This window comes from Pseudomonas sp. IT-P12 (assembly GCF_949767465.1).
Classification (GTDB): domain Bacteria; phylum Pseudomonadota; class Gammaproteobacteria; order Pseudomonadales; family Pseudomonadaceae; genus Aquipseudomonas.
Genome location: NZ_CATKPY010000011.1, coordinates 640,044 through 651,977, shown reverse-complemented (window position 1 = coordinate 651,977; position 11,934 = coordinate 640,044). Strand labels below are relative to the sequence as shown.

At 60.3% G+C, this 11,934-nt stretch carries 9 protein-coding genes; 7 read left to right on the top strand and 2 right to left on the bottom strand.

Features of this window, described 5'->3' with window-relative positions; all coding sequences use genetic code 11:
- Window positions 1–491 precede the first annotated feature (491 nt).
- The 3 genes from ACM6IM_RS06160 to pgm all read left to right on the top strand — a co-directional run bounded on the left by ACM6IM_RS06160 (window position 492) and on the right by pgm (window position 5,124).
- Entirely contained in the window at window positions 492–1,970 is a 1,479-nt protein-coding gene (locus ACM6IM_RS06160; protein ID WP_414864521.1) for a hypothetical protein, read from the top strand.
- Window positions 1,967–3,367, top strand: coding sequence for a PLP-dependent aminotransferase family protein (locus ACM6IM_RS06155; RefSeq protein ID WP_414864837.1), 1,401 nt, complete (start codon window positions 1,967–1,969; stop codon window positions 3,365–3,367). The genes ACM6IM_RS06160 and ACM6IM_RS06155 overlap by 4 nt, the downstream gene beginning before the upstream one ends.
- A gap of 110 nt (window positions 3,368–3,477) precedes the next feature.
- On the top strand, window positions 3,478–5,124 hold the full coding sequence (gene pgm, locus ACM6IM_RS06150) for a phosphoglucomutase (alpha-D-glucose-1,6-bisphosphate-dependent) (protein ID WP_414864520.1): 1,647 nt from the start codon (window positions 3,478–3,480) through the stop codon (window positions 5,122–5,124).
- 124 nt (window positions 5,125–5,248) lie between these two features.
- Here pgm and ACM6IM_RS06145 read toward each other — a convergent pair whose 3' ends face one another.
- Window positions 5,249–5,944, bottom strand: a complete 696-nt coding sequence (locus ACM6IM_RS06145) for a pirin family protein (RefSeq protein WP_192308068.1) — start codon at window positions 5,942–5,944, stop codon at window positions 5,249–5,251.
- Window positions 5,945–6,178: 234 nt separating this feature from the next.
- On the opposite strand from ACM6IM_RS06145, the gene ACM6IM_RS06140 reads away from it, so the two are divergent.
- Complete coding sequence (locus tag ACM6IM_RS06140) at window positions 6,179–8,650, top strand: UvrD-helicase domain-containing protein (RefSeq protein ID WP_414864519.1); 2,472 nt, start codon at window positions 6,179–6,181, stop codon at window positions 8,648–8,650.
- A 64-nt stretch (window positions 8,651–8,714) separates the two neighbouring features.
- Here the strand turns inward: ACM6IM_RS06140 and ACM6IM_RS06135 are convergent, their stop codons facing one another.
- A complete protein-coding gene (locus ACM6IM_RS06135; protein WP_150711725.1) occupies window positions 8,715–8,987 on the bottom strand; it encodes a DUF1652 domain-containing protein in 273 nt (90 codons plus the stop codon).
- A gap of 260 nt (window positions 8,988–9,247) precedes the next feature.
- Here ACM6IM_RS06135 and ACM6IM_RS06130 point away from each other — a divergent pair, with 260 nt between their 5' ends.
- Genes ACM6IM_RS06130 through ACM6IM_RS06120 form a run of 3 tightly spaced genes read left to right on the top strand, consistent with a single transcriptional unit; the run spans window position 9,248 to window position 11,885 of the window.
- Window positions 9,248–10,063: a helix-turn-helix domain-containing protein gene (locus ACM6IM_RS06130; protein WP_201192267.1), complete on the top strand. Its 816-nt coding sequence runs from the start codon at window positions 9,248–9,250 to the stop codon at window positions 10,061–10,063.
- 50 nt (window positions 10,064–10,113) lie between these two features.
- Entirely contained in the window at window positions 10,114–11,520 is a 1,407-nt protein-coding gene (locus ACM6IM_RS06125) for an NAD(P)/FAD-dependent oxidoreductase (protein ID WP_192308065.1), read from the top strand.
- Window positions 11,521–11,543: 23 nt separating this feature from the next.
- On the top strand, window positions 11,544–11,885 hold the full coding sequence (locus ACM6IM_RS06120; protein WP_192308064.1) for a cupin domain-containing protein: 342 nt from the start codon (window positions 11,544–11,546) through the stop codon (window positions 11,883–11,885).
- Window positions 11,886–11,934: the final 49 nt, after the last annotated feature.

Genomic DNA, 11,934 nt, shown 5'->3' with positions numbered 1-11,934 from the left:
TGGTGTCGATAAGGCCTGCTCAGCAACTGAGCTGGTTTTTGCCCTTGATCTGTATCTTCTAATCGTCCTTTAAGCCCTGATAATTGAATGATTACTTTCATCTCAAGGAAAGAGTCATGTCTGGGTATCGGGTTGATACTTCTCAATGCACTTCGTTAATACTTTTCCGACAAACCGTTGATCGTTGCGCAGCCCCCCAAACAGTCTGCGCGACTTCTTTCCTTATTTCCTGTGCTAAATGTCTGTGGGGCGCTGTAAGACATTTCCTAGGATATCTCCTTAAGTCTGAAGATCCCTCTATGACGGGGCTTTCCGGCCTGTCGCCCGTTGACGAAACAGGCACGCTGTCCCTTTACAAAAAATAATGACTCAAGGCTAAAGTGCTAGCCTTTGAATGACCTCCGACACTTCATGGGTGGCAGACAATTCGTTTGCGCACTGCTTGTCGTTGTTTGTGCATGACTGAACTTACGAGCATCAGGTAAATAAACATGACCCTTATCCATGATCAGGCGATGAACTATGTCTATCAGCAGATGCTGCAACGTTTGCTGAGCTTCTTTTCCCGGGCGGAACGCACGGCCTTGCAGTTGTTGATTCAGCGATTGGTCGTCACCGCCGGCGGCATGGAGCACATCGGCGACTACAAGGTGCTGGCGGTCCAGTCCGGGTCCCGGGACAGTTGCTACACCTTGGCGCTGCTGCGTGCCGCGCAGTTGAGCATTGCCGGCCGGGCGCCCGCCACGTTCCAGTTGCGCGTGGCGTCATTGCGCATGAACGGCGTCAGCGCGATAGCCCTGGACAATATCCACCGCAGCAACAGTGCCTTGTTCTTCTACGACGACCCCAGGGTGGAGGTGGTGACGGCCGATCATCGTGAGGTGTTACCGTTCACTCACCCGTCGCCGATTTCCGAAGCAGGCCGAGAAGCCAGCCGACTCAATCTGTTGATGGTCGGGCATCGCCGAGCCCTCGGCGCGCCGCTGGACCTGTGGGACGACGGGTACTTGGCCATGGGCGAGTTCTATGGGCAAATTGCCCGATGGGACAGGGGAGTCGATGCGTTCATCAGCAGTGACACACCGCGTCAGCAGAAACAGTTTCTCGATGGCCTGAGACGAGCAGCGGCGAAGGCGGGTCTGCCACCTCCGCGCCCTGCGGGCAGTGGCTTCGATGAGCTGTACGCAGTACTCGACGACCTGGGCAACGATTTTTACCGCTCGCTATTCGGTACGCAGGGGCAGGCGCAGTGGCGTCCGGCCGAGCAGTTCGAGGCTTGTCGCCGTACTTCCTTCATCGACATTCACGACATGCTGGTCAGCAATCGCGAGGAGCGATGGCCGTTGCTCACCGAGTTTCTGGGGTTTCAGCCTGACGAACTTTCGGCGCAGCTCGGCGAGAACGAGTTTGTCAGCCCAACGATTTCCGCTCATGTCCGGGGCCTGCAGGCGTGCTACGTACATGGCGGCAGCTATGAGTCGGGTGTCGCCGAGTACCTGCAACGAGCATTGGTGATGATGCGCCGCAAGCACCTGCCAGAGCGTCTGTGCGAACAGGCCGTTGAGGTCTTTGGCAACCCGGCGCGCCTGGCCGATCAACGGGCGCTGGCCACAGCCGAAGCGCAGAAGAGCCTGGGTTTGAGCGAGGCGCAACTGGTTTGCCTGCTGTTCGCACCTTTCGTTGAAAACGGCGCCGGTCTTGAGCGTTTCCTGCGCCAGTGCCACCCCGGCATGCTGGTGGCCATGCCCGACTTGCACCGGGCGATGCAGGGCAATCCGGTGTCGGAACAGATAACGCAGTGGATGGTCGACGTCAGCGGGCTGCCGGTCAACCTGATCGGCAAGCTGTATCGCATGGGGCCGGTGCCCAAGGCCGTGGACGGGCCGAATGATGAACTGTTCGACGGTGCGGACGGACTATCCACCGACTACGACGCAGCGGTGGCGGGTGAATGGTCAGCGGGACGTTGAAAGGCACTCGCGAGACCGATTTCGCCTATCAGGCGGTGTATCGTTACCTGACCCACCTGATCAATGAACCGACCCACGATGCAAGTGTGCGCTTGCCTTCGTTGCGCCAACTGGCCAATCGACTGAGCGTGTCGATCTCGACCATCCAGTACGCCTATTCGCTGCTGGAGAAGGAAGGGCGGGTCTATTCGGTGGCGAAGTCCGGCTACTACGCGATGCCAGTGTCTTCCCTCGGCCTGCCTGGCACCGACGGCGATTTGCTCGAAACCCTGTATGTCAGCGCCCGGCGGCCGGGCATGCTGGTGTTCAGCGCCGATGAGCCTGCCCTGTTGCAGCCGCTCGACAGCCCGCTGCTGTTGCTCGAGCGCGAGTTGCTGCGTCAGTATCCGCGTCTGCCGCAACCGCCGTCCCAGCCCTGCGGCGAACTGGAGTTGCGCACGGCCCTGGCGGCGCGCTACACCACCTCGCCGGTGCGCTGCTGGCATGCCGATGATGTCTACATCGGCGCCGACCTGCGTGGCGTCCTGGAAATACTGATCGCGGTCCTGGGCCTCAAGGAGGCTGCGGTGGTGGTGGAGGCTCCGTGCGACTGGACGATCCTGCGCCTGTTGCAGGAGGCGGATGTCCAGGTGGTCGAGTGGCCAGTGCAAACCGATGGCAGCCTGGACGCCGGGCAACTCGAGGAGCTGCTGGAAACCCGGCGGATACGGCTGGTGATGCTGTCGTCGGGGTTGAGCGTGCCGCGCGGCAGTCTGGCGCCGGACGAGAACCGGCAGGCCATTGCCCGGTTGCTGGAGCGATATGGCGTCTGGGTGCTGGAGAACGACTGTTACGCAGAGCTGGAATTCGAAACGGGTGGTTCGCGATTTCGCGATCTGCTCGACCCGCAGCGGTTGATCGTGTTTTCCACCTTCGAAAAAATCATCGGTCCGGAAGCCCCTTACGGTTATCTGCTCTCGCGGCATTTCAGCGAGCAATTGCAGCGGCATTTCCTGCTGCGTGCCTTTCGCCTGTCGCCGATTCGCCAGAAAGCGATTGCCCGCTTGTACGCAAATGGCCGGATCGACCAGCACCTGCAGGTGCTGCGCAGGTTGCTCAGGGATCGCAAGGTGCAAATGACACAGCTGTTGCACGAGCGCCTGGGCGATGCCCTGCATGTCGTCGAGCCCCGTGGCGGGGCCACGATCTGGGTCCGCTCACTGCGCCAGGTCGATATGCGGCGGGTGTTTCAGCGACTGCTCAAGCAGCACGTGGTGATTGCGCCGGGGGAATTGTTCAGCTTGCAGGGCCTGCACGCGCAGCATATGCGCCTGAATCATGCCTTCAGCGGTGATCATGACCTTGCAGCGGCGTTGAGCCTGCTCGGGGATGCCCTGCGCCTGGAGGCGATCGACTGAGTGGCGGCGAAAACATCCTTGCAGGCCGGTGGATCGATCCCATCGCGTTACGGTCAAACTGCCAGTAAACTGCGATCCATCCCCGAACCACTCTATTCCAGAGGTTTTGCATGACACTCAGTCCTTTTGCGGGCAAACCGGCACCGGCGCAACTGTTGGTCGACATCCCGCGACTGGTCACGGCCTATTACACCGGCCAGCCCGACGCCGCCATCTCCACCCAGCGCGTCGCCTTTGGCACGTCCGGGCATCGGGGCAGCTCGTTCGATCTGAGTTTCAACGAGTGGCACGTACTGGCGATCAGCCAGGCAATCTGTCTGTACCGCGAAGCCCAGGGCATCGACGGCCCGTTGTTCGTCGGCATCGACACCCATGCGCTGTCCACTCCGGCTGGCGCCAGCGCCCTCGAGGTACTGGCAGCCAACGGCGTCACGGTAATGATCGCCGAGGGTGACGAATACACCCCGACACCCGCCATCTCCCATGCCATTCTCTGCTACAACCGCGGCCGGACCACCGGGCTGGCGGACGGCATCGTCATCACGCCGTCGCACAACCCGCCGCAAAGCGGTGGCTACAAATACAACCCGACCAACGGCGGCCCGGCCGATACCCATATCACCAAGTGGATCGAAGCCAAGGCCAACGAGCTGCTGGGCAACAAGCTCGCCGGGGTCAAGCGCATCAGCTACGAGCAGGCGCTGAAGGCCAGCACAACCCACCGTCACGATTACCTCAATACCTACGTCGCCGACCTGATCAACGTGATCGACTTCGACGCCATTCGCGATGCAAAGCTGCGTCTGGGCGTCGATCCGCTGGGCGGAGCAGGGGTGCGCTACTGGTCGGCGATTGCCGAGCATTACAAGCTGGACCTCGAGGTGGTCAACAAGGAAGTCGATGCGACTTTCCGCTTCATGACCGTGGATTGGGACGGCCAGATCCGTATGGACCCATCGTCCAGCCACGCCATGCAAGGCCTGATCGGCTTGAAGGAGCGCTTCGACGTGGCGTTCGCCTGTGACCCCGATCACGACCGTCATGGCATCGTGACCCCGTCGGGTGGTTTGCTCGCGCCAAACAATTACCTGGCCGTCTCGATCGACTACCTGTTCCAGAATCGTCCACAATGGCGCGCCGACGCGGCCGTGGGCAAAACCGTGGTCAGCAGCGGCCTGATTGACCGGGTGGCCAAGCGGCTTGGGCGTCGTCTGTATGAAGTGCCGGTCGGCTTCAAGTGGTTTGCCGATGGTCTGTTTGATGGCTCGCTGGGCTTTGGTGGCGAGGAGAGCGCCGGGGCTTCGTTCCTGCGCAAGGACGGGGGTGTTTGGAGCACCGACAAGGATGGCTTGATTCCTGCGCTGCTGGCGGCGGAAATGACCGCCCGCACCGGTCGCGACCCGAGCCAGGCCTACCGCGCGCTGACCGACGAACTCGGCGAGCCGTTCTCGGTGCGGGTCGATGCCAAGGCCAATCCGCAGCAGAAAGCGCTGCTGAGCAAGTTGTCGCCGGAGCAGGTCACCTCGACCCAACTGGCGGGCGAGCCGATCCAGAGCATCCTCAGCCACGCGCCGGGTAACGACCAGGCCATTGGCGGCCTGAAAGTCATGACCGAGAACGGTTGGTTCGCGGCGCGCCCGTCGGGTACCGAAGACATCTACAAGATCTATGCCGAGAGCTTCGTCAGTGACGACCACCTCAAGCAGTTGGTCGCCGAAGCGCAGACGCTGGTGGATGGGGCGATTTCCGCCACGTAATCTCCAACCCCTTCAGGAGCGCGCTTGCTCGCGATGGAGTGCCGGTCAACGCGGGGTGTCAGACAGCCCGCGTTACCGACGCCGACCCTCTCGAGCAAGCGCGCTCCTGCAGGTGGACGCTGCATCAAGCCAGATCGACCAACACGATCTCGCTGTCCTCGATGGCCGTGACGCGCAGTACCTGCTCATCGGCCACCGCAACACCGTCTCGAGCTTGTGCGCGTAAGCCATTGACTTCAATGACGCCCGTGGCGGGAACCAGATAAGCACGACGACCATTGTCCAACCGATACTCGGCAGACTCGCCGGCCTTCAGGTTCGCGGCGACCAGGCGCGCATCGGCACGAATCCGCAGGCTCTGATCGTCACCTGACTTGCCACTGGCCAATGTCACAAAACCCTCACGATCGCCTTTGGGGAAGGGCTTGGCGCCCCAGGACGGTGCCAGTCCGGTTTCATTGGGAATGATCCAGATCTGGAAGATCTTGGTATCAGTGGCTTCCAGGTTGTACTCGCTGTGAGCGATCCCCGTGCCGGCACTCATGACCTGGACGTCGCCGGCTTCGGTACGACCCTTGTTGCCCAGGTTGTCCTGGTGGGTAATCGCGCCTTCGCGAACGTAGGTGATGATCTCCATGTCCCGGTGCGGGTGAGTCGGGAAACCGGTGCCAGCGGCGATCACGTCATCGTTCCAGACGCGCAGGTTGCCCCAGTTCATGCGTTTGGGGTCATAGTACTCGGCGAACGAAAAGTGGTGGTGGGCATCCAACCAGCCATGATGGGCGCCGCCCAAGGATTTGAAAGGTCTGAGTTCAAGCATGATCGTCTCCTGAATAGGCTTTTGATGGCGAGCATCATCCATCAGGAACCAATCGCTAAAAAGCGTAAAAAATGCCGCATTAGCATCGAATAAATCGATTTAAAATAACCTCGAAACATTCTCATCCGACCTTCACTTCATCGCATAAGCCAATGACCTATAAGCATTTCACTAGAATTGAACGGCGAATGCAGACACCATAGTCCCAACAGCCTCACACCCTGGAGTCAGCGCGTGCCGCAACACACCTCCGATCTTCCTCCTGAACTTCGTCCTCTGGCCGAGATGCCCTTGCTCAAGCGTCTGGCCGCCCGATTCTTTGGCCATGGCCTGACTCGGCTGCGCGCACAACACCGCGCCTCGTGGCTGCACGGCCAGGCCGATGGTTTTCGCAGCGGGCACAGCGCCGGTGTCGACTACGGCTATAAGGAAGGCAAGCTCGAAGGCCTGGAGGAAGGTCGGCAGGTGTTGCTGATCCGTGACTCGCGCTCGACTGAACACCGTCCGCCGAATGTCGACGACAAGCTGTTCGACGACTGGCGCCTGCCGCTGAGCGCCGACCTGAAGAAACGCATGAAGGCCGATGTGGCGCGCCTGTTGCCAGCCCATGCGCAGCCCAGCGCCGCGCAGTGGAAGATGATCTTCAGTGACACGCCGTCGACCTCGGTCATCGCCGGCGCCGGTGCAGGAAAGTCGACGACCCTGGCGCTGCGTATCGTGCTGCTGACCCAGTACCTGGGGTTTGAACTCGATTCGATGACCGTGGTGACCTTCACCCGCGAGTCGCGCAAGGACTTCATCAACAAGCTGATCGAGTTGTTGGCGCTTTGGGGGCGTGCGTTGAGCTTGAAGGAGGCGCGGGAACTGGTGCGCACCTTTCACTCGCGAATTCTGCCGATGGTGCGCAGCCTGCCTGGCTTCGAGCGTCTGCAGGCGTTCGAAAACCTCAGCAATCGCCCGCAGGGTGGCGAAGAGGATATCGACAGCAATCCTTTCGATCTGCGCATCAACGACGCTCAGCGCCAGTTGCTCAACGCCTGCTACCAGCAATTGCACGACCGCGACGAGCGATTCCGCGAGCTGATCAAGCCATTGTCCCGCCACGCCTTGCAGCTCAAGGAACTGGAACGCGATCACCCGGATGTACAGAAGCGTGTTGCCGTCACCGAGTTGGCGGCAAAGCGTGACGAAGAGCTGTGTGATTTCATCGAGGACCTGTGGTTCGGCGCCGGTGCCTGGCCGATCAAGGGTATCGAACCCATGCGGCAAACCTTCGATATCAATGGCTCGACGTTTCACTGCCATGGCTACATTCCAGCCCTGGATGCATGGGTGGTGCTGGGTTTCGATCCACGGGAAAACCCTCAGGTCAGTCGCCCGAATGCCAAGCTCAGCGTACGCGCAGAGTGGGCTGTCAAGCGCACCCTGTTTCAAGCTTTTTGCCGTAAGCCACTGATTTGGCTGGATAGTTATGATTCATCTCGACGGGTCCTGGCATCGCTGGCCGGCGATGCCAGTGCCGGGCCTGGGTTCGATTACAAGGTCAAGGGCGAGCTGAGCTCGGCACCCTTGCTCGACTGTTTCGTCGCGGCAGCCGGGTTCATCGAAAACCTGGGTCTGGACGTGCCGAACGCTGTCGGCCAGATGAGTTTCGCCAAGGACGATCCGGATCGGTTCTTCTTCGAGGCCCTGAGCCTGTACTGGCGTGCCCTGGAGGACCATCTGCTGGATCAGAAGCCGCCGGTGATGACTTACAACCGGATGTTTGCCCTGTTCAGCGAGCATTCCCTGGAAAACCAGAAGCTATTGAGCGATGAGCTTCTGCGTCCTCTGTCCCACCTGATGATCGACGAATTCCAGGACGTGTCACCGCAGATCGTTTCCTGGATTCGCGCCAGCCTGGCGGAAATCCGCAGCCGTGGGCCGTCGATGCACGTGGGGCGTGGCGCACAGCATTCGTCGTTGCTTTGCGTGGGGGATGACTGGCAATCGATTTACGGATGGCGCGGCAGTTCGCCGACCTATTTCATGGAGTTCAACAAAGAATTCCCGTCGCCAAGCACCACCAAGGTCATGCTCAGCGATAACTACCGCAGCCACCAGTACATCATCGACGCGGCCGAGCACATCGTTCGTGCGGCACCGGCCATCGCCGGCAAAAAGGCCCGGGCGAGCGGTGAGGCCGGGCCGCTGCTGCCGGTCAGCGTGCTGGATCGCGACGATCAGGCCATGGCCCAGCGCTTGATGGATCACTATGAAAAGGGTGATTCGATCTTGATGCTTTATCGAAAAAGCAGCGATAAGCTATTGATAGAAAAGCATATTCAGTCCGTAATTAATGTGGATTCTAGCTTGCCCTACGCATCGCGAAGGCTCAAGCAACTGACCTATCACAGTGCCAAGGGCCTGCAAGCCGATGCGGTGTTCCTGCTGGGCGACTGCCAACACCTGACCCGTTCGCCTTACAAGAATCAGGTGTATCGCATGGCGGGGCTTGGCAAGCCAAATGACAATGAGGCCTACGATAACGCCCAGAAGGACGAGATACTGCGCCTGGCCTATGTCGGCATCACCCGGGCGGTGAGTCATTGCTACTGGTACGTCGACGGGCAAGATACCCAAGCGGCCAATATGCCCAAGGCGTCCGACCGGATTGGCAAGGGCAAGCCGTTCTTTGCCGATCAGCGGGTGGGAAAGGTGGTGTAACCACAGAAGGCAAAAAGCCCGCATGACGCGGGCTTTCTGTTTGGAATCAGTGTGGGAGCGAGCCTCAAGCATAGCTCCTGAGGGCTACCGGTGGAATGAATGACTCAAGCTCATCTTCCACCGCTTCGATGATGCGTTCGACATCCGCCGCATTCATGACGGTTGCGCACGGAATACCGGCAATGGCGATCATGGTCTCGCCACTGGCGCGGTCAAACAGACGGGCGATCATGCTGCCCGGTGCGTCCATGCTCGCCTCGAAACCCATGGGATGAAAATGCCAGCGCATCAACTGGCAGGCGTTTGGAAATGTGACCTTGCTGAAGCCTTTATTCATAGATAGCCCGCCTTCATTCCGAGCGCTTCCTTTAGCTCATGTTAGGGGGGAGAGCCTTCATTGGCTCAACCGGTGACTGGTTAAAAGTAGCATCTGGATGTGAAAATAATGTGGAATTTTCAGGCCGATTGGCGATTGGTTCAGTTTTTTTTGATTCAGGTCACAGCACGCCGATGATTAGGCGAAGTGCCATTACCGAATCAACGTTGATGCGCTGGGTCAATTTCGGCAAGCTCACTGTTTTACCATCGAGATCTCCAATGCCCGCCGACGAAGAGGGTGCGCTGCAAACCCAGGTTACAAGCGAGACGGTCCTGCGTTATCACCTGCGCTGGAAACACCGCGACCTGGACGGCGTCATGGCGCTCTATCACCCGGATGTCCAGTACAACGACTTTTTCCAGAACCGTGTATTGGGCCTGGACGAGTTGCGTGAGTACGTGCGCAGCAGCATGCCGCGTGATCCGGATGAGGCGCTGGAGCACTCGGATCGCATTCGCCTGGATGGCGACACGGCGTTCATTCAGTACCGGATTACCTTGCGCGGCGGTGAAGGCCTGGTGTCATTCCGTGCCAGTGAAGCGATCACCGTCCGTGATGGCCTGATCTGGCGGGTCAACGAATACGCATCGCTGGTGCGTGAACAACCTTGTGGCTCATCGGGCAATGCGCCGCGACCGGCCGCCAGCCGGCTCGGGCTGTCGCCACGTCAGTTGAGTTTCATGGCGGAAGACCTGCAGCACTATTTCGAGCGCCAGCAACCCTATCTGGATCCCGAACTCGACCTGCAACGGGTGGCGAAAGAGTGCGGTTACAGTCGTAATCAAATGTCTTATCTCCTGAATCAGGTGCTGGGCCAGAGCTTCTATCGCTACGTCAACCAGGCACGGTTGCGGCATCTGCTGGCCGCGCTGGACGCCGCCACGCCACCGCTGCGCATCGACGATCTGGCATTCGCTGCCGGTTTCAATTCGCTGTCGGCGTTCTATAGCTGTTTTCGCCAGCACACCGGCCTGTCGCCCAAAGCGTACGTCAAACAAATTTCTTTGCGTGCACGCGCGCAAGACAGTCCCTGAGCCCACGCACTAGGATCAACGCCATCGAAGTTTGAGTGGCGGAGTTCTGCATGTCGGCGTGGCGCGGTATCAGTTTGTGGATGGATCAGCTCGACGAGCCTTTGGTGGCGCGCCCGGCGCTGGAGCAGGACCTGGACGTCGACGTCGCGATTATCGGCGCCGGTTACACCGGCCTCTGGACGGCGTATTACCTCAAGCGCCAGGCGCCAACGTTGAACATTGCCATTGTCGAGGCGCAGACCGCGGGTTTTGGCGCCTCAGGGCGCAACGGCGGCTGGCTGATGGGCAATATGCTCGGAGAAGACCGCTTGTTGGCCCCTCTGTCGGTCGAACAGCGCCGCGCCTCCTACGACCTGCTGCACAGCATTGCCGATGAGGTGGAGATTGTCCTTGAGCGTGAGGGCATCGACTGCGATTACCGCAAGGGTGGGGCCCTGTATTGCGCCGCGCGCTATCCCGAACAGCAAGCCAGCTTGCGCCAGTATCTGGACAACCTCTACCGGCAAGGCCTGACCGAGCGCGACTATCGCTGGCTCAGTCCCGAGCAACTGGCGCAACAGATCAGAATCGCCAAGTCCTATGGCGGCATTTATGCGCCGCACGTCGCCACCCTTCACCCGGCGAAACTGGTGCGTGGCCTGGCCAGGACCGTGGAGCGCCTGGGCGTGCGTATTTACGAGAACAGCCCGGTCACCCACTGGCAGCCCGGCAGCCTGCGCACGGCGAAAGCCTCGGTGCGTAGCCGCTGGGTCGTGCCGGCGGTGGAGGGGTACGCCGCGACCTTGCCAGAGTTGGGCCGTTACCAGCTCCCGGTGCAAAGCCTGATTGTCGCGACCGAACCGTTGTCCGCCGCGACCTGGGATGAAATCGGCCTGAGCGGCGGGCAGGCTTTCGGCGAAAGCAGTCGCCAGGTCACTTACGGCCAGCGCACAGCGGATAACCGCCTGGTGTTCGGTGCGCGGGGCGGTTATCAGTTTGCCGGCAAGCTGCGCAATAACTTCGACTTGACCCGCGATGAAGTGGAGCTGCGCCGTTATCTGTTCGGTGAGCTTTTCCCGCAGTTGAAGAATGTGCGCATCACCCATGGCTGGGGCGGCAACCTGGGCATGTCCCGGCGCTTCCAGCCGCACATGCTGTGTGATCCGGCCAGCGGCATCGCCTTGTCCGGCGGTTATGGCGGGGAGGGTGTGGGCGCCAGCAACCTGGGTGGTCGAACCCTGGCCGACTTGATCCTGCAACGCGATACCGAGTTGACTCGCCAGCCCTGGGTGATCCCGCAGGGCGGTCTCCACGCGCTGAAGGCCTGGGAGCCGGAACCCTGCCGCTGGCTCGGGTACAACGCCATCATCCGCAGCTTCGTCCACGAAGACCAGGTGCTCGCCAACCCGGCGACCGCGCCCTGGCGGCGCAAGCTGGCCAGCGCTATCGCCGGCTTCATGGAAGGCTTCATGCACTGACTTTTACATCGACAGGTATCCCCATGAGCATCACGCAATTCAAGCACACCGCAACCCTGCAACTGGACGAATCGAACCCGGTGGCCGTGCCGCTGGGCACCCCCGTAGCGGTGGCTTCCACCACCAGCGTCGAGCGCGACGATGGCGTCGAGACCGGCGTCTGGGAGTGCACGCCCGGCCGCTGGCGTCGGCAGATCGTGGCGCAGGAGTTCTGTCATTTCATCCAGGGCCGCTGCACCTTCACCCCGGATGACGGTGAAACCCTTCACATAGAAGCCGGCGATGCACTGATGTTGCCAGCCAACACGCTCGGTATCTGGGACATCCAGGAAACCGTGCGCAAGACCTACGTCTTGATTTTTTGAATGTTGATTTTTTGATTGCCTGCCAATAACAAAAGCCCATACACAGGAA